Annotated in this window: 26 protein-coding genes and 1 tRNA gene; 21 read left to right on the plus strand and 6 right to left on the minus strand. The window is 72.3% G+C overall.

The window, feature by feature from the left end:
* The first annotated feature begins 81 nt into the window (after positions 1 to 81).
* From G443_RS15790 to G443_RS15825, 8 genes are all read left to right on the plus strand, one after another.
* Positions 82 to 384: a hypothetical protein gene (locus G443_RS15790; protein WP_245588703.1), complete on the plus strand. Its 303-nt coding sequence runs from the start codon at positions 82 to 84 to the stop codon at positions 382 to 384.
* A gap of 122 nt (positions 385 to 506) precedes the next feature.
* On the plus strand, positions 507 to 2,297 hold the full coding sequence (locus G443_RS15795) for a sodium/solute symporter (protein WP_026417779.1): 1,791 nt from the start codon (positions 507 to 509) through the stop codon (positions 2,295 to 2,297).
* Positions 2,298 to 2,670: 373 nt separating this feature from the next.
* Positions 2,671 to 3,015, plus strand: a complete 345-nt coding sequence (locus G443_RS15800) for a DUF485 domain-containing protein (protein ID WP_026417780.1) — start codon at positions 2,671 to 2,673, stop codon at positions 3,013 to 3,015.
* Positions 3,012 to 4,640, plus strand: coding sequence for a monocarboxylic acid transporter (locus G443_RS15805; RefSeq protein ID WP_035291475.1), 1,629 nt, complete (start codon positions 3,012 to 3,014; stop codon positions 4,638 to 4,640). The genes G443_RS15800 and G443_RS15805 overlap by 4 nt, the downstream gene beginning before the upstream one ends.
* 151 nt (positions 4,641 to 4,791) lie before the next feature.
* A complete protein-coding gene (locus G443_RS15810; RefSeq protein ID WP_026417782.1) occupies positions 4,792 to 5,772 on the plus strand; it encodes a GlxA family transcriptional regulator in 981 nt (326 codons plus the stop codon).
* Between the two features lie 254 nt (positions 5,773 to 6,026).
* Positions 6,027 to 6,650 (plus strand): DJ-1/PfpI family protein, encoded by a 624-nt coding sequence (locus G443_RS15815; protein ID WP_026417783.1) that lies wholly within the window; start codon positions 6,027 to 6,029, stop codon positions 6,648 to 6,650.
* Positions 6,651 to 6,870: 220 nt separating this feature from the next.
* Complete coding sequence (locus G443_RS15820; protein WP_030104729.1) at positions 6,871 to 7,218, plus strand: rhodanese-like domain-containing protein; 348 nt, start codon at positions 6,871 to 6,873, stop codon at positions 7,216 to 7,218.
* 42 nt (positions 7,219 to 7,260) lie between these two features.
* A complete protein-coding gene (locus G443_RS15825; protein WP_051313531.1) occupies positions 7,261 to 8,154 on the plus strand; it encodes a DUF4328 domain-containing protein in 894 nt (297 codons plus the stop codon).
* A 43-nt stretch (positions 8,155 to 8,197) separates the two neighbouring features.
* Here G443_RS15825 and G443_RS15830 read toward each other — a convergent pair whose 3' ends face one another.
* Together G443_RS15830 and G443_RS15835 are read right to left on the minus strand one after the other, a co-directional pair.
* The gene (locus G443_RS15830; protein WP_026417786.1) at positions 8,198 to 9,061 is read right to left on the minus strand and encodes a DNA-formamidopyrimidine glycosylase family protein; all 864 of its coding nucleotides are present in this window, start codon (positions 9,059 to 9,061) and stop codon (positions 8,198 to 8,200) included.
* An 85-nt stretch (positions 9,062 to 9,146) separates the two neighbouring features.
* Positions 9,147 to 9,584: a hypothetical protein gene (locus tag G443_RS15835; protein WP_026417787.1), complete on the minus strand. Its 438-nt coding sequence runs from the start codon at positions 9,582 to 9,584 to the stop codon at positions 9,147 to 9,149.
* Between the two features lie 167 nt (positions 9,585 to 9,751).
* On the opposite strand from G443_RS15835, the gene G443_RS15840 reads away from it, so the two are divergent.
* The gene (locus G443_RS15840; protein ID WP_026417788.1) at positions 9,752 to 10,162 is read left to right on the plus strand and encodes a PPOX class F420-dependent oxidoreductase; all 411 of its coding nucleotides are present in this window, start codon (positions 9,752 to 9,754) and stop codon (positions 10,160 to 10,162) included.
* Between the two features lie 142 nt (positions 10,163 to 10,304).
* A tRNA-Gly gene (locus G443_RS15845) sits at positions 10,305 to 10,377 on the plus strand.
* A gap of 63 nt (positions 10,378 to 10,440) precedes the next feature.
* Here G443_RS15845 and G443_RS15850 read toward each other — a convergent pair.
* The gene (locus G443_RS15850; RefSeq protein WP_026417789.1) at positions 10,441 to 10,779 is read right to left on the minus strand and encodes a hypothetical protein; all 339 of its coding nucleotides are present in this window, start codon (positions 10,777 to 10,779) and stop codon (positions 10,441 to 10,443) included.
* Between the two features lie 328 nt (positions 10,780 to 11,107).
* Between G443_RS15850 and G443_RS15855 the strand changes: the two genes are divergently transcribed.
* The 4 genes from G443_RS15855 to G443_RS15870 all read left to right on the plus strand — a co-directional run bounded on the left by G443_RS15855 (position 11,108) and on the right by G443_RS15870 (position 15,949).
* Complete coding sequence (locus tag G443_RS15855) at positions 11,108 to 12,772, plus strand: acyltransferase family protein (RefSeq protein ID WP_026417790.1); 1,665 nt, start codon at positions 11,108 to 11,110, stop codon at positions 12,770 to 12,772.
* Positions 12,773 to 12,826: 54 nt separating this feature from the next.
* Positions 12,827 to 14,137, plus strand: a complete 1,311-nt coding sequence (locus G443_RS15860) for an acyltransferase family protein (protein WP_026417791.1) — start codon at positions 12,827 to 12,829, stop codon at positions 14,135 to 14,137.
* Positions 14,138 to 14,577: 440 nt separating this feature from the next.
* Positions 14,578 to 14,901, plus strand: a complete 324-nt coding sequence (locus G443_RS15865) for a hypothetical protein (RefSeq protein ID WP_026417792.1) — start codon at positions 14,578 to 14,580, stop codon at positions 14,899 to 14,901.
* A gap of 328 nt (positions 14,902 to 15,229) precedes the next feature.
* Positions 15,230 to 15,949, plus strand: coding sequence for an alpha/beta fold hydrolase (locus G443_RS15870; protein ID WP_026417793.1), 720 nt, complete (start codon positions 15,230 to 15,232; stop codon positions 15,947 to 15,949).
* An 85-nt stretch (positions 15,950 to 16,034) separates the two neighbouring features.
* On the opposite strand, the gene G443_RS15875 is transcribed toward G443_RS15870, so the two are convergent.
* Positions 16,035 to 16,748 carry a class I SAM-dependent methyltransferase gene (locus G443_RS15875; RefSeq protein WP_026417794.1) on the minus strand — a complete coding sequence of 238 codons (714 nt, stop codon included), beginning with the start codon at positions 16,746 to 16,748 and terminating at the stop codon, positions 16,035 to 16,037.
* Positions 16,749 to 16,952: 204 nt separating this feature from the next.
* Here G443_RS15875 and G443_RS25525 point away from each other — a divergent pair, with 204 nt between their 5' ends.
* From G443_RS25525 to G443_RS15890, 3 genes are all read left to right on the plus strand, one after another.
* Complete coding sequence (locus tag G443_RS25525) at positions 16,953 to 18,593, plus strand: nucleotidyl transferase AbiEii/AbiGii toxin family protein (RefSeq protein WP_155886042.1); 1,641 nt, start codon at positions 16,953 to 16,955, stop codon at positions 18,591 to 18,593.
* Positions 18,594 to 18,846: 253 nt separating this feature from the next.
* The gene (locus G443_RS15885; RefSeq protein WP_030104733.1) at positions 18,847 to 19,563 is read left to right on the plus strand and encodes an SGNH/GDSL hydrolase family protein; all 717 of its coding nucleotides are present in this window, start codon (positions 18,847 to 18,849) and stop codon (positions 19,561 to 19,563) included.
* A 192-nt stretch (positions 19,564 to 19,755) separates the two neighbouring features.
* The gene (locus G443_RS15890) at positions 19,756 to 20,046 is read left to right on the plus strand and encodes a DUF4287 domain-containing protein (RefSeq protein WP_026417796.1); all 291 of its coding nucleotides are present in this window, start codon (positions 19,756 to 19,758) and stop codon (positions 20,044 to 20,046) included.
* 217 nt (positions 20,047 to 20,263) lie between these two features.
* Here the strand turns inward: G443_RS15890 and G443_RS15895 are convergent, their stop codons facing one another.
* Complete coding sequence (locus G443_RS15895; RefSeq protein WP_026417797.1) at positions 20,264 to 20,914, minus strand: TetR/AcrR family transcriptional regulator; 651 nt, start codon at positions 20,912 to 20,914, stop codon at positions 20,264 to 20,266.
* Between the two features lie 76 nt (positions 20,915 to 20,990).
* Between G443_RS15895 and G443_RS15900 the strand changes: the two genes are divergently transcribed.
* The gene (locus G443_RS15900; RefSeq protein WP_051313533.1) at positions 20,991 to 21,827 is read left to right on the plus strand and encodes an alpha/beta fold hydrolase; all 837 of its coding nucleotides are present in this window, start codon (positions 20,991 to 20,993) and stop codon (positions 21,825 to 21,827) included.
* Between the two features lie 335 nt (positions 21,828 to 22,162).
* On the opposite strand, the gene msrA is transcribed toward G443_RS15900, so the two are convergent.
* Complete coding sequence (msrA, locus tag G443_RS15905; RefSeq protein WP_026417798.1) at positions 22,163 to 22,831, minus strand: peptide-methionine (S)-S-oxide reductase MsrA; 669 nt, start codon at positions 22,829 to 22,831, stop codon at positions 22,163 to 22,165.
* An 85-nt stretch (positions 22,832 to 22,916) separates the two neighbouring features.
* Here msrA and G443_RS15910 point away from each other — a divergent pair, with 85 nt between their 5' ends.
* The 3 genes from G443_RS15910 to G443_RS15920 are packed head-to-tail and all read left to right on the plus strand — an operon-like array spanning position 22,917 to position 25,902.
* The gene (locus G443_RS15910) at positions 22,917 to 23,687 is read left to right on the plus strand and encodes a hypothetical protein (protein ID WP_155886043.1); all 771 of its coding nucleotides are present in this window, start codon (positions 22,917 to 22,919) and stop codon (positions 23,685 to 23,687) included.
* A gap of 5 nt (positions 23,688 to 23,692) precedes the next feature.
* Positions 23,693 to 24,781: a hypothetical protein gene (locus tag G443_RS15915; RefSeq protein WP_155886044.1), complete on the plus strand. Its 1,089-nt coding sequence runs from the start codon at positions 23,693 to 23,695 to the stop codon at positions 24,779 to 24,781.
* Positions 24,745 to 25,902 (plus strand): acyltransferase family protein, encoded by a 1,158-nt coding sequence (locus G443_RS15920; protein ID WP_030104739.1) that lies wholly within the window; start codon positions 24,745 to 24,747, stop codon positions 25,900 to 25,902. Before G443_RS15915 ends, G443_RS15920 begins: the two co-directional genes overlap by 37 nt.
* Positions 25,903 to 25,907: the final 5 nt, after the last annotated feature.

Below are 25,907 nucleotides of genomic sequence, written 5' to 3' on the forward strand. Positions count from 1 at the left end.
CGGCGAACCCGTCGGGACCGGACGACGCCACCCCGCCGGGTCCGGGTGGTCCTGGCCGACCGCCGAGGCAAACGGCGCGCGGTGCGGACCATCGTCGAACTGGAGGAACAGACCAGCGTCGGTGAGGCGCTGGTGCGCAGTCTCGTCCGCGCCCAGCTGCGGACCGCCCTGCTGCTGACGCTGACCACCCTCGGCACCATCGGGATCCTGCCCCTGCTGTTCTTCTGGCTTCCCGAGCTGGGCGCGTGGACCGTCGGGGACGTCAAGATCTCCTGGATCCTGCTCGGGGCGGCCCCGTTCCCGGCGATGCTCGTGGTCGGCCTGGTCTACCAGTGGCGGGCCGAGCGCCACGAACGCGACTTCATCGACATGGTCGAGAACTAGAAGGGGGTCCCCTGTGCCTTCCACCGAGCCGGGGGACCCGCTCCCCCCACCGCGACGGTCCGTGTCCGGAGTGATTGGTTAGCGTTGCCGCGTTCGGTTCGACGACATCGAGTAGGCATCGCATGCAGCTGAACCCCTGGGCGCTGTCGGGGATCGTCGTGATGGCCGTCGTCACCTTCGCGGTCGGCGTGTACGGATCGCGGTCCGCGCACACCACCTCGGACTTCCTGGTCGCGAGGCGGCTGGTGAACGCGGAGCGCAACGCGGCCGCGATCTCCGGGGAGTACCTGTCGGCCGCGTCGTTCCTCGGGGTCGCCGGCCTGGTCCTGCGGGACGGGGTGGACGGCCTCTGGTACCCGATCGGGTTCGCCGGCGGCTACCTGCTGCTGTTGATGTTCGTCGCCGCCCCACTGCGGCGGTCCGGGGCGTACACGCTGCCCGACTTCTCCGAGGCACGACTCGGCTCGGTCGGCCTGCGGAAGTTGACGGCACTGGTCGTGCTGGTCATCGGTTCCCTGTACGTGGTGCCGCAGTTCCAGGGAGCGGGGCTGACCCTGTCCACCGTCACCGGCCTGCCGAACGAGGTCGGCGTGGCGCTGGTCGCGCTCGTGGTGCTGGTCAACGTCTTCGGTGGCGGCCTGCGGGCCGTCACCCTGGTGCAGGCGATGCAGTACTGGGTGAAACTGTTCGCGATCTCGCTTCCGGCGTTCCTGCTGTTCACCGCGTTCCTCAGCACCCCATCGGCGGATCGGGGCGAACTGGTGGCGGACATGCCGCCCCGCTTCGAACGCGACACCACCGTGACGGTGGAGACCGACGTGGTGCTCACGGTCGCCCGGCCGGTGCTGCTCCGCGCGGAGGGCACGGTGAACGGGGCCCCCGTCTCCGGTGCGGTCTACTGGGCGGGGGACCGGCACACCGTCGCAGCGGGGACCGAACTCCGGTTCACGGCCGGTTCCGACGTCCCCGTCGTCGAGGGAGCGGTGGCCGACAACTCGTCCTGGGCGCAGCCCCAGGACAGGGGGCCGCAGGGCCTGTTCCACACCTACTCGCTGATCTTCGCCACGTTCCTGGGCACGATGGGGCTCCCGCACGTGCTGATGCGCTTCTACACCAACCCGACGGGCCACGCGGCCCGCAGGACGACCCTGTTCGTCCTGGCGATGCTGGGCCTCTTCTACCTGTTCCCGACCGTCTTCGGAGCCCTGTCCCGGCTCTACGTGCCCGAGCTGCTGGTCACCGGCGACACCGACGCGGCGGTGCTGTTGCTGCCCACGGCGATGCTGGACAACTGGTTGGGCAAGCTGCTCGGGGCGATCACCGCCGCCGGGGCGTTCGCGGCGTTCCTGTCCACCTCGGCCGGTCTGGTCGTGTGCGTCGCCGGGGTGTTGTCGACGGACCTGCCCTCCGGCGGCCAGGTGCGGGACTTCCGGCTGTGGACGCTGGTGGCGACCGCGATCCCCCTGGCGGTGGCGATGGGGTTCTCCTCGTTGAGCCTCTCCCAGACGGTCGGCCTGGTCTTCGCCGTCGCGGCGTCGACGTTCTGCCCGCTGCTGCTGCTGGGTATCTGGTGGCGCGGTCTGACCGCGTGGGGAGCGGGTTGCGGCATCGTCCTGGGCGGCGGGCTGTCGGTGCTCGCGGCGGTGCTCACGGAGTGGGGGCCGCCCATGGACGGCTGGCTGGGCGTGCTGCTCGTCCAACCGGCACTGGTGACGGTGCCGTTGGCCTTCGCGACGATGATCACCGTCAGCCGGCTGACCAAGGACCGGGTGCCGCTCGACGTCGCTCGGATCATGCTCCGGATGCACGCCCCGGACCGGCTCGGCTTCATCCGGGACCGGGATGTCGAACGCTTCGGGGGGCAGGGGGGCCAGCGGCGGCCGGGGCGGCACCGCGCCCCCGAACCCGACTAGGCACCGGGGCCGTGGCCGGTGCCGCCAGGGAGGGACGGCGACACGCCGACCCCGGGGGCCCGCGCACGCGGCCGTCGAACACCGGGTAGCCGACGACGTCCCGTCCGGGGGAGGGCGGGGCAGCGACCTCCCCCGGTGACCACTGCGCTCGGTCACCCGGGAGACGCCATCGCGGTACCGCACGCCGGGGTAGCCAGGCAAGCGGCCAGGTGGGTCATCCCCGCGTCAGCCCCTCACTCTCCGTCGAGGAGAACCGGCCAAAAAGGACAGCGATCGTTCGGCTACCCGGCTGCCCTAAGCCCCCGTTTGGAGGCTTACGAATGTGACGTAGCCAATACCAGCATGGGGGCACTCGCGACGCTGGGAGGTAGCGGTGAGCACGACACCACCGGACGACGGCGGCCCGTCGCCGACGACGTGGCACGAGGCCCACGAGAGCCCGGACTTCGTCGAACTGCGGCGCCGGTTGCGGACCTTCGTCTTCCCCACCACCGGCCTCTTCCTCACCTGGTACCTGTTGTACGTGATCCTCGCGGACTACGCGCACGGGCTGATGAGCATCAGGGTCCTGGGGAACGTCAACCTCGGGTTGCTGCTCGGCCTCCTCCAGTTCGTGACGACCTTCCTGATCACCGTGCTGTACATCCGGTTCGCCAACCGCCGCCTCGACCCGCTGGCCGAGGCGGTCCGGGAACGCGTCGAGGGAGGACGCGGATGACGCACCCCACCACCACCACCGGGCCGCTGCTCGCGCAGACGGCGGGCGGATCGCCCTACCTGAACATGGGGATCTTCGGGATCTTCGTGCTGATCACGATGATCGCGGTCTTCCGCGCGAGCCGGAACACCCGGACAGCCGCCGACTACTACGCGGCCGGCCGCGCGTTCAGCGGGTCCCAGAACGGCGTCGCCATCTCCGGTGACTACCTCTCCGCGGCGTCCTTCCTCGGCATCGCCGGGGCGATCGCCGTCCACGGGTACGACGGGTTCCTCTACTCCATCGGGTTCCTCGTCGCGTGGCTGGTCGCGCTGCTGCTGGTGGCGGAGCTGCTGCGCAACACCGGCCGCTACACCATGGCCGACGTGCTGTCCTTCCGGATGCGGCAGCGTCCCGTGCGGGTCGCCGCGTCCATCTCCACCCTCTCCGTCTCCTTCTTCTACCTGCTCGCCCAGATGGCGGGCGCCGGCGGGCTGATCGCGCTGCTGCTCGGCATCCAGGACCGGGTCGGCCAGTCGATCGTCATCGCCGTGGTCGGCGCGCTGATGATCCTCTACGTCCTCATCGGCGGGATGCGCGGCACCACCTGGGTGCAGATCATCAAGGCGGTGCTGCTCATCGCCGGAGCCGGGGTCATGACCCTGTGGGTGCTGGCCATGTACGGCATGAACCTGTCGTCGCTGCTGGGCGCCGCCGTCGACGCCAGCGGCACCGAGGAGATCCTGAACCCCGGCCTCCAGTACGGCATCTCCGAACTGACCAGGCTGGACTTCCTGTCCCTCGCGATCGCGCTGGTCCTGGGGACGGCCGGGCTGCCCCACATCCTGATGCGGTTCTACACGGTGCCCAACTCGAAGGAGGCCAGGCGGTCCGTGCAGTGGGCCATCTGGCTGATCGGGCTGTTCTACCTGTTCACCCTGGTGCTGGGCTACGGGGCTGCCGCCATCGTCGGGCGGGACACCATCCTCGACGCCCCGGGCGGGGTCAATTCGGCGGCACCGCTGCTGGCGGCGGAGCTGGGCGGGCCGCTGCTGCTCGGGTTCATCGCCGCCGTCGCGTTCGCCACCATCCTCGCGGTGGTCGCGGGGCTCACGATCACGGCCTCCGCCTCCTTCGCGCACGACATCTACGCCAACGTCATCAAGCGGGGGAAGCTCGACGACAAGCAGCAGGAGGTCCGGGTCGCCCGGATCACGGCGGTCGTCGTCGGCCTGGTCTCCATCCTCGGCGGGATCGCGGCCAACGGGCAGAACGTCGCCTTCCTGGTCGCGCTCGCCTTCGCGGTGGCCGCCTCGGCGAACCTGCCGACCATCCTGTACTCGCTGTTCTGGAAGCGGTTCAGCACGACCGGCGCGCTGTGGAGCATGTACGGCGGGCTGGGCATCACCGTGACCCTGATCATCTTCTCCCCAGCCGTGTCGGGGTCGGAGACCGCGATGTTCCCCGGCGCGGACTTCGCCTGGTTCCCGTTGTCCAACCCGGGCATCGTCTCCATCCCGCTGTCCTTCCTGCTCGGCTACCTGGGCACCGTGCTCAGCAAGGACCGCCCCGACGAGGCCAAGTTCCGGGAGATGGAGGTCCGGGCCCTGTCCGGTGCCGGAGCGGAGAAGGCCACCGAGCACTGACCCCACGGGGGTGAACCGGCCCGTGCGCTCGCCTCGGGGTCCGACCTGGCGGGGTCCCCCGCGTCACCCCGAGGCGGCACCAGCCGGCATGTCCTGATCCGAGGGGTACTGGTCATTGCGGACCACGCCGGGGGCCCGCATCGTGGACGGCGTGGACAGCGACACCCGGCAGCGGACCATCCTCCTCGTGCTGTACGAGGGCAGCGTGCTGCTCGACACGGCGGGCCCGCTGGAGGTCTTCGACGCGGCGAGCCAGGTCCGGCCGAACTCGTACCGGGTCAGCACCGCCTCCCCGGCCGGCGGCATGGTGCGGACGTCGTCGGGGGTGCGGCTGGCCACCGACGCCGCACTCGCGGACATCCGCACTCCACCGGACACCCTGCTGGTGGTGGGCAGCCCGAGGTACCGGGAGGCGGCCCGGGACACCGCTCTGGTCGCGGAGATCGGCCGGCTCGCGGCCGGGGCGCGTCGGGTGGCCTCCGTGTGCACCGGCGCCTTCGTCCTCGCCGCCGCCGGGCTGCTGGACGGCCGTCGCGCCGGCACCCACTGGGCGCACTGCGAGGAACTCGCCGAGAGCCACCCGACGGTGCGCGTCGTACCGGACGCCATCTTCGTCAAGGACGGGAACCTGACCACCTCGGCCGGCGTCACCGCCGGCATCGACCTGGCACTCGCGCTCGTGGAGGACGACCAGGGTCCCCAGGTCGCCCGCATGATCGCCCGGTGGATGGTGGTCTTCCTCCAACGACCCGGCGGCCAGTCCCAGTTCAGCGCCTGGTCGCGGTCCCGGCCGGTCGCCGACCCCGGGCTGCGGCGGGTGACGGACCACATCACCACCCAGCCGGCGGCCGACCTGTCCGTGCCGGCGCTCGCCGCCCTGGTGTCCGTCAGCCCGCGCCACCTCAGCCGGCTGTTCCTCCGCGAAACCGGGTCCAGCCCGGGCCGGTACGTGGAGGCGAGTCGAGTCGCCGCCGCCCGGGCCCTGTTGGAGGCCGGCTCGGACGGGCTGGACCGCATCGCCAACCAGACCGGTTTCGCCACCACCGAGACCATGCGGCGCGCCTTCCTCCGTGAACTCGGGGTGCCCCCCGGGGCCTACCGGGCCAGGTTCCACAGCACCCGAGGGGTCTGACCAGGACCAGCGCTGACCACACGTGGGCCGGGCCGGCGGGCCGACCTCGCTCCCGGCTCCGACCGGGGCTGCCCTCGGCCCGGGGCCGACCCCGATCCGGTGGCGTCCTGGCGATGCCGCGTCACCTCGCCCCGCACAACCGGCCCGCACACGCGACCACCAATACCCGCCAGGAACGTCCCGGCGCGCTCGGACCGGCCGGACACCACGACCCCGCCCGCCTCCGTCCGGGGGCGACAACGAGAGGAGACACCATGCGCGCGGCCTTCGTGCTGTACGAGAACATGACCGCACTGGACCTGATCGGCCCGTACGAGGTGCTGGCCGGCCACCCCGAACTGACCACGCACTTCGTCGCCGAGCGGACCGGCCCCGTCGCCTGCGACTCGGGGGCGGTCCTGCACGCGGACACCACCCTGGCCGAGCTGCCCGATCCGGACGTGATCGTCGTGCCCGGCAGCGGCCACTGGCGACCCGCCCTGGAGAACGACGCCCTCATCGCCTGGCTCGCCGCCGCGCACCCCACGGCGCGGTGGACGACCTCGGTGTGCACCGGCTCCACCCTCCTCGCCGCCGCCGGGCTGCTCACCGGCCGTCCCGCCACCACCCACTGGGCGGTCCGCGGCACCCTGGCCGAGCTGGGCGCCGAGGTCGTCACCGACCGGGTCGTCGTCGACGGGAACACCATCACGGCCGCCGGGGTCTCGGCCGGCATCGACATGGGGCTCCTGCTCGCGAGGGAGCTGTGGGGCGGTCGGATGGCCGACACCATCCAGCTGGCCATCGAGTACGCGCCCGAGACGCCAGGGGACGCCGGCTCACCGGAGACGGCGGACCCGGACCTCGTCACCACCGTCCGCGCGCTGATCAACCGCTGACCGGGCCCACCCAGGGCGCGGGGCCGACCGAGTGGACGCCGCACCAGCTCCACGCGCGCGGCCTGGTGGGCACCCAGCCCACCGGGAGCTCCCGGTGACCACCCGCGAGATCGCCCGGTTGGACACGTACCTGGCCGAGAACGGGTGATGACCCCCGGGCCGCGCCGGTGCCGCACCCGCCCACACACCGGGGGCAGCACCGGCGTGGCAGCATCGAGGGGTGCACCCACACCAGGTACCCAGCATCGCCGTGACCGAGGTCCGGGAACGGCTGACCGACGGCGTGACCCTCCTCGACGTCCGCGAACGGGACGAGTGGGAGGCGGGTCACGCGCCCGACGCCCTCCACATCCCGCTCGGGGAGCTCGCCGGCCGCCTCGACGAACTCCCCGAGAACGACGAGATCCTCGTGGTCTGCCGCAGCGGTGGCCGTTCCGCCAGGGCCACCTCGTTCCTGAACGGCAACGGATGGGACGCGTTCAACGTGGACACCGGCATGAAGGGCTGGGCCGCCACCGGCAACCCGATGGTGTCCGAGCGGGCCGGCACCGAACCGTCCGTGCTCTGAACGCACCAGGGCGCGGAACACCACGAGCGGGAGGATCGAGCGATGGCTGGTGACACGCGGTTCGACGGGCTCGACTCGCCCACCCTCCCGCACGTGGCGCGACCGGGCCGGGCCGCGCCCCGGTACACCGGGCCCCCTTCCTACCCGGCGACTCCACGGTGGGGTTTCCCCCTCGTGGCGTGGCGCACGCCGAGCGCCCTGCCCTTCACCCCTCCCCCACCGGTGGATCCGGCGAGCCGGCAGCACTGGCTCGCCGGATTCTCGATGCGCTGCCTCTCCCTGACCGCCCTGCTGGCCCTGCTGGCCGCCGGCGCCGAGGGCTGGCGGTACGCGCTCCTGGTGAGCAGCCGGGACGCGGGCGTGGCCGCGGACTCGGTCCGCCTCTCCGACGCCCTCGTGTACACGGCCTCGGCGCTGCTGCTGGTCGCGGCCGCGCTCTCCGCCACCAGCTGCCTGCTCTGGCTGTCGCGGGCCAGGGCGGCGGCGGAGGAGAACGCCGGGGTCCGGTCGTCCCGCCCCGCCTGGCACGTGTTCGCGGGTGTGCTCGTGCCCGGGGTGAACCTCGTGCTCCCCGGCATGTTGCTCGCGGAGCTGGAACACACGGCGGCCGAGCGCCCCCCGGACCGTCGGCCGCGCCCCTCGGGGCTCGTGCGCGCCTGGTGGTCGGCCTGGGTGGTGAACCTGCTGCTGGCCCTGCTCGCCGTGCTGTGGGGCTTCCGGGAGGGGCTCCAGGCCGCGGCGGACGGCGTGGTGCTGCACGCCGTGCTCAACCTCTCGGCGTGCGTCGTGGCCGTCATGACGATCCTCGTGATCCGCACGCTCTCGGCGCAGCTGAGCCCGGCGGACGGCGCCGTCGGGACCCGGATGGTCTTCGTCCGGGGCGCCGCCGGGACCGGACCGGCGAGGCGGGCCCGTCCCGCCGACAGCGCCCGCTGAACGGGAATCCCACCACCCGGGCACCCCGGGGGTCGGGCGTCACTCAACGCAGCAGGCGGGACAGCCGGCGGTCCGCCAGCGGCCGGCCCCCGGTCTGGCAGGTCGGGCAGTACTGCAACGAACGGTCGCTGTAGGAGACCTCGCGGATCTGGTCGCCGCACACCGGGCAGGGCAGGCCCGTCCGTCCGTGCACCCGCATGCCGGCGCGCTTCTCGCCCTTGAGCCGGGCCACCTCCTGCCCCTCGGTGCGCCGCACCGCGTCGGCCAGCACCTCCCGCATCGACCGGCTCAGCCGGGCCACCTCGTCGCCGGACAGCCGGCCCGCCACGGCGAACGGGGACAGCCGCGCGCGGTGCAGGATCTCGTCCGAGTAGGCGTTGCCGATCCCGGCCAGCAGCGACTGCCTGGTCAGCACGGTCTTGACGCGTTCGGTGCGACCGGCCAGGAGTTCGGTGAGCTCCTCCTCTCCGAGGTCCAGGGCATCCGGTCCCAGCGTGGCGATCCCCGGCACCTCGAGCGGATCGGTCACGATCCACACCGCGAGGCCCTTCCTGGTGCCCGCCTCGGTGAGGTCGAAACCCGGCCCCTCCCCCGGGTTCCCGAGGTGCGCCCGGAGGGCCAGCGGACCGCGACCGGGCCGGGGCGGCGCCGCCGGCAGCACGTCCTGCCACCGCAGCCAGCCCGCCCTGGCCAGGTGCGCGACCAGGCTCAGCCCCGAGCAGCGCACGTCGAGGAACTTCCCGTGCCGGTCCACCCCGCTGACCTCACGTCCGACGAGCGCGGACCAGGTCGGTTCGACGGTCTTGAGGACCGTGGGGGAGGCGACGTCGACCCGCCGCACGGTGCGGCCGACCGCGTGCTGGCGGAGGTGGTGGGCGATCGCCTCGACCTCGGGTAGCTCGGGCACGCACCCCAGTGTGCGGCGTTCCGCCGAGGGCGTCCTGTCGAACGTCCGACCGACGGGGGCGACGGGGGCCGCCCCCGTCGCCGTCCTAGTCGACCGGTTGGAGGGGTCCGTCCCCGCTTGGCTGCGAGTAGACCTCGATGTTGCGCGCGGTCGTCGCCGCGTCCTGGCGGACCTGGACGACACCCCGGACGACGCCCACCCAACGCTCCGGCGGGTGCTCCTCGTCGTCGCCGTCGGTCTCCGCCATCAACGTCCAGGGCCGGCGCAGCAGCCACCGGGCGGGGAAGAACACCAGCACGAGCACCAGGCCCAGCAACAGCCACGCCGGGGTCACCACGGCCTCGGGGCGCCACAGGAAGAGCATCACCACGAAGAGCACGAGGAACGAGGAGATGACGACACCCGGGGTGTTCCCCCCGCTGACGTCGTGCTCGAACTCGTCGAGCTGGAGTGGATGACGCCACTCCATCTGGCCGGAGACCTTCCACTTCCGACCGTCGGCACCACGTACCTCGCGCTCCATCCGACCTCCAGGTCTCCCACGCCCCGGCCGTCCCGGGCTCGACTACCGAGCGTGCGTCCACGGTACCGCGCCGCGCCCACCGTTCGGGGGCTTCGGGCGGGCGGATTCCCTCTCCCCGGTGTGGCATGCCGCGCGTGCGCCGGGTGCGGCTGCCAGGATCACCGACCATGGAGCTCGCCACCGCGATGGAGACCGTCCGCCGGCAGCACCGGGCAGTGCTGGCCACCCGCCGTTCGGACGGCTCACCCCAGATGTCACCCGTGATGACCTCGGTCGACGACCGGGGGCGCGTCCTCGTCAGCACCAGGGCGACCGCGTTCAAGGTGCGCAACATCGAGCGGGATCCGACGGTCTGGTTGTGCGTGCTGCCGGACGAGTTCTTCGGGGACTGGCTCCAGCTGCGCGGCCGCTGCGAGGTCATCACCCTGCCCGCGGCGATGGACCTGTTGGAGTCGTACTACCGGTCCGTCGCCGGGGAGCACCCGGACTGGGACGAGTACCGCCGGGCGATGGAGAAGGAACAGCGGGTCATCCTGCGGGTCACCCCGGACCAGGCCGGCCCCGACCGCAGCGGCTGACCGCCCGGGCCAGGGCCGGGCGGCCTGCCCCCGTGTTCCCCGGGCCGCCGTCCGGTCCGTCCTCGGCATGGTCTACAGTTGGCGACGCGCGGGCCGATCCGGTCGGCCGGCGAACCTCGCGGGTTCCCCCGGGACCCGCGATGCGGACGTAGCGCAGTTGGTAGCGCATCACCTTGCCAAGGTGAGGGTCGCGGGTTCGAGTCCCGTCGTCCGCTCCCCGCACGAGCCCCCGGTCCACGGCCGGGGGCTCGTCCGCGTTCCCGGCTCGGCCCGAGGGATCAGCCCCCGTCGAGGACGAGCCACCCGGCGGCCACGACGAGCCCGGTGGCGGCCGCCAGTCCCCCGTACCGGCCCGGCCGGGGCGTCCCCGGGAACAGCCACAGGCAGGCCACCACGACCTGACCGACGAGCAGCGCCATCAACACCGCGCTCCCGAACTGGACCGCGCGCTCGGCGAGCAGCGGCCCCACGCCGCCCGGCGCGCCGAGCAGGAAGAGGAAGGGAGCGGCGGCCACCAACGCGGCCAACGCCGTCCCGCCGCCCACGGCGAGCACCCAGAACCCGGCCGCGCGGTGCGTGCTGGCGGTACCCAGCCGGTGGGAGGAGCGGGAGGACATGACGGCACCCTACGGCCCGCCCTGGAGACGCCCCGGGCCCACCGCCGGAGCCCGGACGACCCCCGGCGAGATCACGGCGCGCGGCGCTCACCGACGCGGCGCGACCGCCACCCGGGAGGGGCGGTCGCGGTGTTCGAAGTACATCGTCGCGAGTACCGCCAACGTTATCGTCCGCTCCGCACCACTTCGGTAACATCGCGCCGCGACGCACGACGGGAAGTCCCGTCCGGCGCCCCGGTCGATCGTCGGTCCATCGCGGACGACGGCCCGCCGGCCATCCACCGGGGCGCACCGGTGGCTCGCCCGCACGGGGCAGGAAGGGGACAACATGGCCGCTCCCGCCGTCGCGGTCCCCGAGACGACCTCGCCCCGGCCCGAGCGCCGCTACCTGTACGGCCTGGACGCGCTCCGCATCCTCGCGGCCCTGTTCATCATCTACCGGCACGTCGGCGAGTGGCTCTGGGCCAACGACCTCCGATGGCCGGTGGACGCGTGGCTGGGGGACGCCTTCCGGGAGCCGCTCCGGCTGAACACGTTCTTCGGGTTCGTGGGCCTGAGCACGTTGTTCCTGATCAGCGGGCTGGTCGTCACGTACGTGACGGACAGGGAGCGACCGGTCCAGTTCCTGCTGCGGCGGGCGGCGAGACTGCTGCCGGCGTTCTGGGTGGCGGTCTGCGTCGCCTGGGTCCTCGTGGCGTTCGGGCTGGTCGCGGCGTTGGGCGACGCCGAAGCGGACCTGAACTCGCTGCTCGGTTCCCTGACGCTGGCCAACTTCTTCCTGTCCGAGCAGCGGATCGTGCTGGGGGTGACGTGGACGCTGACGGTGCAGCTCACCTTCTTCGTCTACGTGGGTCTGACCCTGCCGTGGGGGCGGCGCTGGCCGTGGCTGCCTCCCGCGGTGGCCGCGACGGCGCTGTCGGTGGCCCTCTCCGTGGTCAACACCATCGACGGCATCCCCGCCTACCACCTGCGGACCATCCTCACCTACCTGCCGGTGCTGTTCGTCGGGCAGCTGGTGTCGCTGGTGCGGTCGGGGCGGCTCGGGGCAGGGGTGGGTGTGGCCCTGGGCGCGGCGCACTTCCTGCTCTTCGTGCGCGCGGGCCTCACCAGCGAACTCATCCCGGAGGGCGAGGGGCACGTCCGCACCCTGGTCATCACCACCCTGGTCGTGGTGCTCCTGCTGTCCGCCGACGGCAGACTGGTCCGCTCCCGGTTGGTCGGTGCCGTGGCCCGACGCACCTACGCCCTCTACCTGATCCACGTACCCATCGGCTTCGCCGTCCTCGGTCTCCTCGCCCCGCGGGCGCACCTGGCGGTGGCGCTGCCGGCCGCCCTGGTCGCGATGGGCGCGGCGGCGGAGCTGCTGCACCGGTGCGTGGAGATGCCCTGCCACCGCTGGTACCGGGCGTGGGAACGACGTCGCGGCGCGGGTGGCGTCCCCCCGCCGCCCGGTGGCACGGTCGACGCGCCGAGCGCCGTCGTGGGCACCGCGAACGACATCCCACCCGCCGGGGCCCCGCGCCAGGATGAACCGGGGGCGGCCGCCGGCCCCGGCGAGGACGACCAGCACCCCCGGGACGGGGGCGCGGCCGGCGATGACCCCGGCGAGCCGACCGACACCACCCCGGACCGGACCGTGGACGTCACCAGCCCGGCGCCCGGCTCGACCGAGACCGAGGACCGGGCGTCCGACCGGGCGTCCGACCGGGAGGCCGACCGGGAGGCCGGCACGGCCGGCTCCCCGGACGACGGGGGTGGACGCGCTGACGCGGCGGTGCCCCCGTGCGATGGGACCGACGTCCCCGCTGGTGAGGACGGCGATGCCAGCCGTCCCGCCCCCGAGAGCGGTTCCGGGGGGAGCGGGAGCGACGACCCGGCCCCGGCCGAACACCAGCCCCCACCCGCCGGCGCGGCGGTCGCCGGTGCCCTGGATCCCCTCGACGCGACGTCCCCGCCGTCGGGGGCTCCGAACGCCTCCGGAGAGGGGCGGTGACCGCACGGTGACGGATACGGTGGCACGGCGACGGGCGCACGCCTCCTTCCGGACGTGGCGTTCGTCGAGGAGTCCCTGACGGTGGCGGAGACAGGAGGCAGCGGAGTGGGCGCCCCGGACGCAGGACGGCCGTCGTCGCCTGGTGGCGCGCCCGCGAGGCAGTACCTCTACGGGCTCGACGTTCTCCGGGTCATCGCGGCGCTCTTCATCGTCTACCGCCACTTCGTGCAGTGGACCGGTTTCGAGGGGCACCCGCTGGGTTTCCGCGACGCGGTGAACGACCTGGTCGTGGCGCCGCTCCGGCTGAACCCGCATCTGGGCATGGTCGGGCTGTTGTCCCTCTTCCTCATCAGCGGGCTGGTCATCACCTACGTGACCGGCTCGGAACGTCCCGGGCAGTTCCTGCTGCGCCGGTCCTTCCGGTTGTTGCCCGCGTTCTGGGTCGCCGTGCTCGTGATGTGGTGCCTCGTGGGGTTGGGGGTGTCGCAGGGAGCGCGGGCGGACACCCCGGCGGACCTCAATTCACTGCTCGGTTCGCTGACGCTGGCCAACTTCTTCCTGACCGAGCAGAAAATCGTGCTCAGCGTCACGTGGACGTTGACGATCCAGTTCGGTTTCTACCTGTTCATCGCCGCGACCATCCCGCTCGCACGGACGAGGCCCTGGTTGCCGCCGGCGGTCGCGGCCGTTCTCGTGGGGGTGGGGCTGCTCCTCACCCCCGTGGTGGAGACGGACACCCTCAGCCAGGTTCGGACGGTGCTCACCTACCTGCCCGTGCTGTTCATCGGGCAACTCATCTCACTGGTGCGTTCCGGCCGCCTCGGTCCTGTCGTCGGCACCGCGCTCGGGACGGCGCACTACCTGCTGTTCGTGGGTGCCGGTCTGGGGCATGACACGCTGCCGGACGGGCCGTCCAGCGAGCGCACCTTGTTGATCATGGTTCTGGTCACGGTCCTCCTGCTCCGGGCTCGCGGGGGCCTGGCCAGGGCCCGCCCGGTCTCGGTGCTCGCGAAACGCACCTACGCCGTCTACCTCGCCCACATCCCGGCGGGTTTTCCCATCCTGCGCTGGGTGACGGCCGAGACGAACGCCCTGCTGGGAGTCCTGTGCGCCGTGTTGGCCACGGCGGTGGCGGCCGAGGCGCTGTACCGGTTCGTCGAGATGCCGGTGCACCGTTGGTACCGGCGCCGCGAACGAGCACGACGTGCCCCCACCCCGTCGGTGGCTCCGGGCTCGGACCACGGGGAGCGGCCGTCCGCCGAGGACGCTCGAGTGGTTCGGGACGTCGTCACCGAGGGCCCGGCGCCGGGTGGGAGGACTGACGTACGGGCCGATACCCGGCGGGACGACCCGGTCGCGGACTGAGCGAGCGGGGGACGTCCACCCCAGTGACACCTCGATCACTCAAATGGGGTAGAAACTCGGAAATACTTTGAAAAAGAGGGGGCCGGTTTAGGCAATTCTGTCGTTGCCCGGAGCGCGTGGTGGCGCTTTGCTGGACCTTCCCAGACATGGGAATCGATAGTTGAAACTCTCTCAAGTTTAACACTTTGAGGTGAAGTAGCCACAAGTGAGGCCAACACGGGCTCCGAGAGCGCCAGAATTTTTCGCATGAAAATTTCAGCATCCCCGACCACCCGGTCGGCATCGGATGGTGAAGAGCACGGAACCTCGGACGCGTTGGCTGCTTCCAAGAGTGGTCGGCCCCGGCGCACGCCGGCCGTCCAATGACCGACAACCTCCCGTCGGGGCCCCCCGCGGAAGGTCCACTCCCAGCCGCTACTTCGGGGAAGCGGGGTCCGCGAATGATCCACTACCAGGCGCCGGAACACGTCCTGGTGCCACGTCGCCTCACCGGTCCGCCCCCGGCGGCCGCACCGGACGGTCCAGCTCCCGTCCCCCGTCGCGCCGCCGACCTGGAATACGAGCGGGCCGGCCGCCTGACTGAGGGGGAGTCGGTGTGGCCCGGCGTCTTCCGCCGGCAGCTGCACCGGGTCGACGGACCGCAGAACCGGGTGCGCATGGGCGACGCCTACCTCGTCCTGTCCGCCTGCGGGGCGCTCGCCCTCCCGTCGGTGGGAGGTCAGCCAGCCGGATACGCGTTGTGCTCCCGGTGTTTCCCCCGTTGAGACCTCCACCCGGACCCACCCGCCTCCGACCCGCCGCCCACCGCGAGGCGCGTCCCCCGAGGTAGCGGGCGAGCCGCCCGGCTCCCCGGCTGGCCGGGGACGACGCCGTCCCACCGCCTGTGTCACCAACCACTGTCCCGCCGTTCGCACGCGTAGCGCACCTACAGTCGCACTGGGTCCCGACGGTCCTCGTCGGTGACCCGCCGTGGCCGCGGCGTGCGCTGCCTCTCGTCAACCCGGTCCCCAGGTTGTCCGGAACCACCACGGCACTGATCAGGATCGGAGCCCGGCGGCGTGCGCCCGACGGCGCTGGGAGGGAGCGGACGCGGTGCGCCAGAGCATCGACCTGGGCGACGGGACCACGCTCGGCTACCGACGGGGCGGCGTTCCCGGCGGACCGGCCGTCGTGGTGCACCACGGCCTGCCACGTCATGACCGGACCGTGGAGTCCTGGCTCGCCCGCGCGGAACGGCACGGCCTCGACCTCGTCGTACCGGACCGCCCGGGCCACGGACTGTCCTCGCCGGCACGGTGGCGCTCGCCGCTGGACGTGTGCGCGCCGCTCGACGTCCTCGCCGAACGCCTGGACCTCGGGCGCTTCGACGTGGTCGGCGTCGCGGTCGGCGCCCCGTACGCCTACGCGACCTCGGTGGGCCTGGCGAGGAGGACCCGCCGGCTCGCCGTGCTGGCCGGAATCCCGTTCCCTCCCACCCCCGGGGACGGTGGCCAGCGCGGTCCGGACGAGGCGGCCGACCCCTCCCACCAGCCCACGACCTCGGACGGCGTCAGCCCGCCCTCCGGGGAACCGCTCGGCGTGGACCAGGACCGCCGGCTCGTCGGCGGGAACTGGGGCTTCTCCGCCGACCAGGTGCGCCACCCGGTGTGCCTCTGGCACTGGCGGGAGGACGACGAGGTGCCCTTCCCCTCGGCGACCGCGAGTTGGGCGCTGCTCCCCCACGCCGAGCTGCGGGTGCGACCCGGGGCCGGCGATCCCACCGACCCGGACGCCGAGGACGAGCTGTTCGACCTGCTCACCGAAGGCAGGTGAGCGGGCGGCCCCCGCGCCCGTCCACCTCGTGCCCGGCCAGGCCCGGCCGGCACCCGCCAGCCGTCCGCGCCGGCCGCGGCGTCCCTCACACCGAGCGCGCGCGGAGCCACAGGTGCCAGGGGACCTGGCGGTCCCGGTCGTTGGTCACCCAGTCCGGATCGGGCTCGCGCAGCGCCTCGAGGAGCAGGCCCGCGTCCTCCAGCGCCCGCGTGTAGTCCTCCAACGGCCGGTACCAGCCGTTCCAGACCATGCGGCTGCCGTCGAGCACCTGCTCCACCTCGAACCGCTCCCGCGTGAAGTACGAGCGGGCCATGACCCGGGGTGCGCGCGGGTCACCGGAGGCTGGCCGGGTCACGTTGACGACCGGGTGCGTGATGGACACGCAGAGACGCCCCGCCGGGCGGAGCACTCGCGCGACCTCCACCACGGTGCCCGCCAAGTCCTCGACGTCCATCAGCACGTTGTGGGCGACGACCACGTCGAAGGTCCGGTCGGCGAAGGGCAACGCGGCGCCCTCGGCCACCACGTACGCACCGCCGGGATCGGCCTCCCGCGCGGCGCCCACCAGCGTGGGTGACGTGTCGACGCCGTGCACCCGATGGCCGCGTGCCCGCAGGTCACGGCTGATCCGCCCCTCACCGCAGCCCAGGTCCAGCGTGGCCACTCCTGGCGCGGGAACCAGCGCCATGAAGCGCTCCCGCAGGTGCCACCAGGAATCGAAGCCAGGTCTGCGCGCCCAGGCGATCCAGTTCCGCGCCTGTTCCTCCCACGCCCGCGCGAGGCGTCCGGTGTCCGCCACGACCCCAGGGTAGGTACGGCGGGCCACACGGCCAGTCGGACGGCCGAGGCAGGCCACCTCCTACTCCGTTCGGCGTCTCCCGCTCCACCGAACGCGAGACGAACTCACAACCGGCCGGCACCCGCCGGGAGGGTCGCACCGGGCGGGCATGATTCAGGGCGCGAGCGGAGGCCAACCCGGCCTCCACGGATGCGGGGAGCGTTGGTGCCGGACTTCCGCGGTGACTTCGAGACTCACCTGACCCTGCGGGCGGACTCGGACCCCGGGCGGCTGGCGGCCTGGGCACGGGCGCACGACCTGAAGTTCACCCACATCCTGCTGTCCCAGGGGAGGACGGCGTCCCAGCCGATGCTCACCTACCCCGGCTGCGGATCACTCACCGAACAACGCGCCTCGGCGCGGACCTGGACGGACCGGCTGGCCCGGGACGGGTACGAGGTGGTGCGGGTCAAGATCGAGGCCGCCCCGTGGAACGCCGACGTACCCCTCACCGAGGAGGACGCCGCCACCCTGCCCACCCACTGCCACTTCGAACACCACGTGAAGCTGCTCCTGCCGGACGAGGAGACCGTCCGACTGGTCACGAAGGTGGCCGCCGAGCACCGGGCCCGGGTGTCCAGGAACGCCCGCCGCCCAGCCACCGGGGGCGGCCACGAACGGTTCGTCACCCAACGCTGCTACAAGGTCGGCCGCCAGACCGCCAGGGCGCGCCTGGACATGCTCCTGGACGGCCTCGGCGCCACCGGCTGCCCGGTGCTCGACGTCGAGGAGGAGTTCGTCGTCGTCGACGACAACCCCGCCGTCGACGACGGGTGGTTCGAGCGGAGCTACCACCAGATGGCGTCCTCCTGGCGGCTCTTCCAGGGCGTCCCGCTCGCCAGGGACGAGTTCACCGACGGCGTGCCCCCGACCCCGGCCAGGGGCACCGCCCGGTTCCCCGCCACCTACCTGCCCGTGACCCACGGAACCGGCGCCACCCAGGCCCCCATCTTCGACCCCGCGCTCAAGCAGTACGACCGGGCCTTCCGCGCCGGTGAGCCCGCCTTCACCGACGCGCTGACGGGACAACGCTGGTTCCACACCCGGCGACTGGTCATGGACCACCTGTTGCGGGTCGTCAGCCGGTCCAGCTGGGCCGAACACCTCCTGCTCCGGGGGAGCAGGCTGCTCAAGGCCTGGCTGCCGGAGGCGAGGGAACCCGGCGACCTCGACTTCGTCGTGTTCCCCCACAAGATCAACCCGACCAGCCCGTGGGCCGAGAGCTTCTTCGACCAGTTCGTCACCGCCGTCGCCGCGGCACCCATCCTGGACCGGACGATCCGCCTCGACACCGACGACGTCGCCGTGGATCCCATCTGGACCTACGAACGCGCTGAGGGCCGCCGGCTCGTCATCCCGTGGCGTGCGCCGGGGCTGCCCTCGGGCAGCGTGCAGCTCGACTTCGTGTTCAACGAGGAGCTCCGCGACCGCCCGGTGATCACGCGCCTCGCCCCCTTCGACGGTGACGCACCCATCCCACTGGCCACGGCCAGCCCCGGGCTCTCGCTCGCCTGGAAGATCCTCTGGCTCGCGAGCGACTCCTACCCGCAGGGCAAGGACCTCTACGACGCCGTCCTGCTCGCCGAGACGTACCCGCTGCGGCTGGACCTGCTCCGCCGGGTCCTCCGCCCGGAGCTGGAGCGGGGCGCCGACGACTTCGACGCCTCCGCGATCCTGGCGTTGGAGGTGGACTGGGCGGAGTTCGTGGCCGAGTACCCCACCATCGTCGGAGACGCCGACCTGTGGCTGCGCCGCCTCGCCGAAGCGCTGGCACCCACGTTCCGCCCGCGAACGGTGGCCAGGTGAACGGCGCGGCGCTCCGGCTCCGACGAAGCGTCCGGGCGCGGTCGGTGGCCGGTGCCGCCCTCGAACCCCGGGTCGAACGCCGTGTCGAGCGAGGACGCCCTTGCCTTCGACAGCGGCGCGTTGTTTGACTCGGATGCGGACATGACGACGTTGTCCTCCCCACCGCTGGCCCACCCGCCGGGTGACGGGCCGCGCGGCTCCGCCGCCACCCGTCGACGTCGTCCCCGGCCTCGGAGCAGCGGAAGTGGTGACCATGTCGACGAGGACACGTTCCCCCCTCACCGCCGTGCTGGCCCTGGTGCTCACGGTGCTGGTCGGCTCGCCGGCGGCCGGTGCCGCCCCACCGGTCCTCCACGCCGAGCCGACCCGGGTCATGGCGCTCGGCGACTCGATCACGGGCTCCCCGGGCTGCTGGCGGGCCCTGTTGTGGCGTGACCTCCAGGAATCCGGTCACCAGGACGTGGACTTCGTGGGCACGCGTGCCCCGCAGGGCTGCGGGTTCCCGTACGACGGCGAGCACGAGGGTCACGGTGGCGCTCTCGTCACCGAGGTCGCCAGGCAGAACGCGCTCCCCGGTTGGCTGGCCGCCACCGGCCCCGATGTCGTCCTCATGCACTTCGGCACCAACGACGTGTGGAGCTCCCGCTCCACCGAGGAGATCCTCGGCGCCTACGACGTCCTCCTCGGCCAGATGCGGACGGCGAACCCGGAGATCCGGCTGGTCGTCGCCCAGATCCTGCCGATGGACGCGCCGAACTGCCCCGAGTGCGCCCAGCGGGTGGTGGACCTGAACGCCTCCGTCCCGGCGTGGGCTGCCGACCGGAGCACAGCGGACTCGCCGGTGCTGGTCGCCGACCACTGGACCGGTTTCGACACGGACCTCCACACCTACGACGGTGTGCACCCCAACGCGGACGGGGACCGGCGGATGGCCGACACCTGGTACGCGGCTCTGACCCCACTGCTCTGAGCCCGGGGCGGCGGAGCCCCTCAGGGCGGTGATGGCGCGGTCCCAACTCGCTCGGTCACGGCGCGGCGATCGCCAGCGGACACGACCGCCAGGTCGCGCACTCGACATTGTCGGTACCGAACAGTACCGTACTTTCGTTACCGCGACCACGAGCACCGGTCCGGTCGACGACACCCGGACCAGGAGGAACACATGTCCTTTCAGGCCTACCTCGACACCATCGAGCGCAAGACGGGGCTCACGCCACGGCAACTACTCGACATCGCGCGATCCAAGGGCTACGACGACCCCTCGGTGAAGGCGGGCGTGATCCTCGACTGGCTCCGCACCGACTACGGCCTGGGACGCGGCCACGGCATGGCGCTGGTGCACGTCATCAGGAAGGGACCCCGGATCGACGCGAAGCACGTCGGAACCACGGGGTCGCACCGGGACGAGTCGGAGATCCTCTGGCTGGACGGCAGGGAGACCCGACCCTCCTGAGCGTCGCGCCCACTCCGCCACCACTCGGACACCGCGGCCAGGGGGACTCCACCACGCACGACGACTGGGGCGGGGAGCCCCGACCAGCGCGGACACCGGCTCGGCCGAGACCGGCCGAGCCGGGCCCAGCGGGCGGGCGCTCCTCCACGAACCGGTCCCGCCGGCGCGGAGTGGGCCGCCCCCTCCCCGGAGCCTCCCCAACCTCCTCGTCGACGGCTCAGCCGACCACCGCGTCACGTCGGTAGGCGCGCAGGAAGGCCTCGACACCGGCGTCGAGGGCCGGCGCCAGCTCCGCTTCGGAGACCGGCCTGGTCGCGGCGGCGAACATCGTCTGGTTGCTGGGGATCCAGAGCAGCATCCCCGCGAAGTGGTTCGCCGCCAGCACCGGCTCCGGCACATCCAGCAGACCACGGACGTCGAGCACGGAGAGGCAACGACCCACGGCGTCGAGCATCGGGAGGAAACCCCGTTCCCAGTAGAGGAGCCCGAGCTGGGGGAACCGGGTCGCCTCGGCGATGACCAGGCGCCGGAGCTGTTGGACACGGGGGTTCATGATCGAACGGGCGAACCGCTCAGCCAGCGCCCGCACCGCCTCCTCGGCGGTGCCCACCTCGGCCATGCGCTCCACGAGCGGCAGGAACGGGTTGTGGACCCGGTCGCACTCGGCGCGGATCAGCGCGGTGAACACACCCTCCTTGTCCCCGAAGGCCTTGTACAGCGTCTGTTTCGAGACCGACGCGGCGGCGGCGAGCTGGTCCGTCGAGGTTCCCACGTAGCCGTTGGCGACGAAGGCCTCGAGCGCGCGCTCGAGCATGAGTTCGCGCTTGGCCTCGCTCCTCGACCCCTCGGCGGACACCGACTCAGCCATGTTGACCTCCAGAGTACTGAACAGTACTGTACTGACGCCAGAGTACCGATCGGTACTCACGTCGATGAGGAGCATAGTGACCACTCACACCGTGACGAGCGCCGATGGAACCCGCATCGCCTTCAGCGCGACCGGACCCGCCGACGCGCCCGTCGTCATCAGCGTGGACGGGGCGACGATGTTCCGGGCGATGGACTTCAGCGGCGGCGAGGTCGGCCGGCAGCTGGGCCACGCCTTCCGCTTCGTCACCTACGACAGGCGGGGACGAGGCGAGAGCGGGGACACCCCTCCCTACGCGGTCGAGCGGGAGATCGAGGACATCGCCGCCCTGATCGACCACCTCGGAGGACGCGCTTCCCTGTTCGGGGTCTCCTCCGGCGCGGTGCTGGCCCTCCGAGCCGTCAAGGCGGGTCTCCCGGTCGACGCCCTCGCCTGCTACGAGCCACCCTTCGTCGTCTCCTCCGACCGCGAGCCGGTCGCACCCGACTACGTCGAACGCCTGGACCGCGCGGTGGCCGACGGCCGCCCGGGTGACGCGGTCCGGCTGCTCATGACCGAGGCGGCCCTGACACCGGCGTCGGTCGTGGACAGCATGGTCGAGCAGCCGTTCTGGCCAGCGCTGGAAGGAATCGGTCACACGGTCGCCTACGACGGCCGCATCATGGGCGACACAATGCGGGGACGGCCGGAGGCGCTCGACGTCTTCCGCGACGTCGAAACCCCCACCCTCGTCCTCCGCGGCGGAGCCAGCGACACCTGGATGGCGAAGGCCGTGGAGGAGTTGGCGGAACGGCTCCCCAACGCCACGGTGGAGCTGCTGCCCGGCCAGACCCACCAGGTCGACCCGAGCGAACTCGCCGCCGCCCTCCTCCGGTACCTCTCGTCGGCGCTCACCGACCCGACGCCTGCGTGACGGAGGAGCCGGTGCTCCGTCCGAGCAGGCGTGGTGACGCCGCGAGATGAGGGCTTCGCCCCGGGCGGCGGCCAGGCCCCGGGGCGGTGAGCACGGGGGTGGGGCTTGGCACTCACCCCCGTGGAGGGCTGCGGCGGGCGGCGGATCAGGACGTCGGCGTCCCGCCGGCCGCGCTGCCTCCACCCGAACCCGCGGCCAGCCCACCGACCGACCGCCCGTCAGCGCCCCGGGTGGTCCACCATCCCGCCCCCGCTCCTCGGAGGTCGGTCACGGCCTGACCGGCGCGACCCGGCTCCACCGCGTCGGGAGAGCCGTCGCCTGGTAGGGCGCTCGTCTCAGGCGTCGCCGGTGGCCAGGCCGACCGGGCAGCTCACCCCGGTGCCGCCGATACCGCAGTAGCCGTTCGGGTTCTTCCCCTCGGACAGGTACTGCTGGTGGTAGGTCTCCGCGTAGTAGAAGTCCCGCAGCGGTTCGATCTCCGTGGTGATGGTGCCGTGGCCCGCCTGGGAGAGCGCGCGCTGGTACTCGTCCCTGCTGGCCAGCGCCTCGGCCCGCTGCGCGTCGCCGGTGGTGTACACGGCCGACCGGTACTGGGTGCCCACGTCGTTGCCCTGCCGCATTCCCTGCGTCGGGTCGTGCCCCTCCCAGAAGACCCGCAGCAGCTCGGCGTAGGACACCTCGGCCGGGTCGAACACCACCAGCACCGCCTCGGTGTGCCCGGTGAGCCCGGAGCACACCTCCTCGTAGGTGGGGTTGGGGGTGCTGCCGCCCGCGTAGCCGACCGCCGTCGACCACACCCCGGGGGTGCGCCAGAAGGTGCGCTCCGCTCCCCAGAAGCAGCCCATGCCGAACACGGCCGTCGCCATCCCCGCCGGGAACGGCGGGGTGATGCGCCGTTCCGGCCACACCGCGTGCCACTCGTGCACCGCCATCGCCTCCGCCCGCCCGGGCAGGGCGGACGCGGCGTCGACCGGGGTGCTCACACGCTGACCGAACCACGTCATGGCGCCCACTGTACGGACGGTGTCGCACCGGAACCAGGGACCGGCTGCGCGGAGGACCGGCCATCTTGCAGTATCAGGGGTGATGATGCCACCAGCGCCAGGCGCCGGTCCCCGAACACCGCCGCCGCCACCCGGCAGTCCCGTCGAGCCGCCGCGGGGCCGGCCACCTCGGCTGCCCGCGCCGACGCCGCCGGACCCGCCGCGCCGCCGGCCGGGGTGGATCGGGCAGGCCGTCACCCTCACGGCACTGGCCGTGGTGGCCGCCGCCGCGATCCTGGTGTGGGGGTGGGGAGCCGACCCCGCGGTGGAGGAGGCGAAGGAACGCATCCCCCAGCCCGTCGACCTCGACCCGCGCCGTCCCGAAGCTCTCCTGGAACCCACCCCGATGACCGAGCCCGAGGGTGAGGTCCTCGTGGAGCAGCGGCTGACGGAGGCCGAGCTGGACGACAACACCGTGCTGCCGCCCGAGGAGTTCGACCTCCTCGTGGAGGGTGGCCTGGTCCAGGCGGACTTCCACATCACGCGGGACCCGGAGACCGACACCACCACCGGGTTGTCCCTGTTCACCGTGAGCACCGAGCACGACCCGGCGGACCTGCTCGCGGAGATCACCGGCCTCTACCGGGGAGCCGGCTACCGGTCGACCCCCGCCGAGCACGACAATGTGCGACTCCAGGTGCTCGACGATCCGGCGATCACCGAGCAGGTCACCTACCGGGCCCACTACCTGGTCGGCCACCGCGTCGTCCGGGTCGAGGCCTACGGCACGGACCGGACCGCCGTCGCGGACCGGTTCACGACGTTGTTGGACCGACAGTGCCAGGACTTCCCCGCCGACGACCCCCAGGCTGGCTGATGGCGATGAACCAGACCAACACCCCGACGCCGCCCACCCCGGTGGCACCACCGCCAGCCGGTGCCGGCGTCACCTCGCCGATCGTGGTGGTGCGCGCGGCCGCCACGGTCCTCGTCGTGTACGGGTTCCTCGTGGGGTTGTGGACGTCCCGCAGCGGTGAGTCCCTCTGGCTGGTCGACACCGTCCGCGAGTGGCTGAACCGGCCGCTGGGCATCGGGGAGGACTTCGGGGTCCTCGGCGTCATGCTGCTCCTGCTCGCCTTCGGCTACCAGGCGGCCGGGATGTCCGCCGCGGAGCGGTCCCCGGGGCGGCTCGGGCTGGCCGCGCTCCGCCTCTACCTGCCGGTGGCGGTCGCGGTGGTGTTGGCGGCCGCGGCGCTGCTGGTCGGCGCGACGGTGTGGGTGGCACCGGATGCCGGGGAGGTCAGCGTCGCCGACTACCTCGGCAACCTGGTGTGGGCCCCCCACCTGGTCGGGGACGCGATCCGGCTGGTCCCGCTCGCCTGGGTGCCGCTGCTGGCCATCCTGGCCCTCGCCATGGCCGCCGCGTCGGCGCCGCTGCGGGCCGGGGCGCACTGGGTGCCGCTGGGCTGTCAGCTCGCCGCCACCGGTCTGCTGGTCTGGCTGGGTCTCGCGGTGCCCGAGCTGGCGAGGCTCGGCGTGGTGGCCAGCTTCCTCCCCCTGGTCATCCTCGGCCAGATCGTCTGGAGCTGCCGCGACAACGGCATGCCGACCTGGGTGGGGGTCCTGCTCGGCACGGGTTGCTGGGCGGTGGTGGCCCTGGCCGAACCGGCCTACCCGGAACTCGACAACTGGTGGTACCCGCTGACCACGGTGTTCGCCGTGCTGTTCTTCCTGGTCGCCGTGCAGTGCGCCGGCCCGGTCTCCCAGGCCGTGGCGAGATCCGCCCCCGCCCGCTGGCTGTCCTCCCGCAGCGAGTGGTTGTTGGTGTTGCTCGGCGTCGTCGGGTTCGCCGCCACCGACCTCCTCACCGCGGCCCTGCCCCCGGCCGTGGCGTTGCCGTTGGCCGTGGCCCTGCTGTGCGGAGCCGCCGAGCTGTGCCACCTGGTGACCAGAGCCCGGCGCGCAGGGTGAACGCGCTCGACGCCCCCACCCTGCCGATCAGGGTTCCGGGCAGGCTGGACTACCTGCACGGTTTCGACCTGATGCGGGTGGTGGCCGCCGTCCTGGTCGCGTACGGGCACATCGCCGGTTGGCTCGCCGCCTACGACCACGACTGGAACGTGCGGGGTTTCCTCGACACCACCGTCGTCGAACCGCTCCGGCTGAACAACCTGATGGGTTTCACCGGCGTCGGCACGTTCCTGGTGATCAGCGGGTTCGTCATCACCTACGTGGCGACGAAGGAAACCCCGGGGCAGTTCCTGCTGCGCCGGGCCTTCCGGCTCCTGCCCGCCCTGTGGCTGACCGTCACCCTCGCCTGGCTGCTGTACCAGACCAGCTGGGTCCTGCACCGGCCCGAACTGTCCCTGGGCGACCTGTGGGCGAACCTGTTCCTCGTCAACTTCTTCGACGGCCAGTGGTTCACCCTGGTCGCCGTGGCCTGGACCCTCCTCGTCCAGTTCACCTTCTACCTCTTCGTCGCCGCCACCATCCCCCTCGGCCGACGGCACCCGTGGTTACCGCCGGCCCTCGCGGTCACCGCGGTGTCGGTGCTGCTGTCCCTGGTGAACACGACGGACAACCTGGCCACCGCCCAGCTGCGCACGGTCATCACGTTTCTGCCGGTCGTTTTCCTCGGCCAGTTGGTGTCACTCGTCAGAAGCGGCCTGCTCCCCGTTGTGCTCGGCACGGTTTTCGGGATTCTGCAATTCCTGCTGTTTGTTCGCGCCGGTTTGACCAACGAGGGAATTCCCGCAGGTGAGGCCCACGCCCGAACCCTGGTGCTCGTGGTGGTCATCACAGTGCTGATGATGGGGGCCAGGGGACGACTCGTCCGGTCGTCCTGGATAGCCACTGCCGCCAAGCGGACCTATTCAGTATTCTTGACCCACATTCCGGTGGCCTACACGCTCCTCGGCCTGCTCACACCGAGAACCAGCCTGTTCGTGGCCCTGGCGGTGACCGTGGCGGCGGTCGTCGTCGTGTCCGAACTGGTCTACCGCCTGGTCGAGGTTCCCGTGTACCGCTGGTACCGGCGGCGCGAACGCTTCGGACGGGCGCGAGCCGCGGTGCCGGAGCGAACCGGAACCTGACAACA

The sequence above is a fragment of the Actinoalloteichus caeruleus DSM 43889 genome, assembly GCF_000429185.2.
Taxonomy (GTDB): Bacteria; Actinomycetota; Actinomycetes; order Mycobacteriales; family Pseudonocardiaceae; genus Actinoalloteichus_B; species Actinoalloteichus_B caeruleus.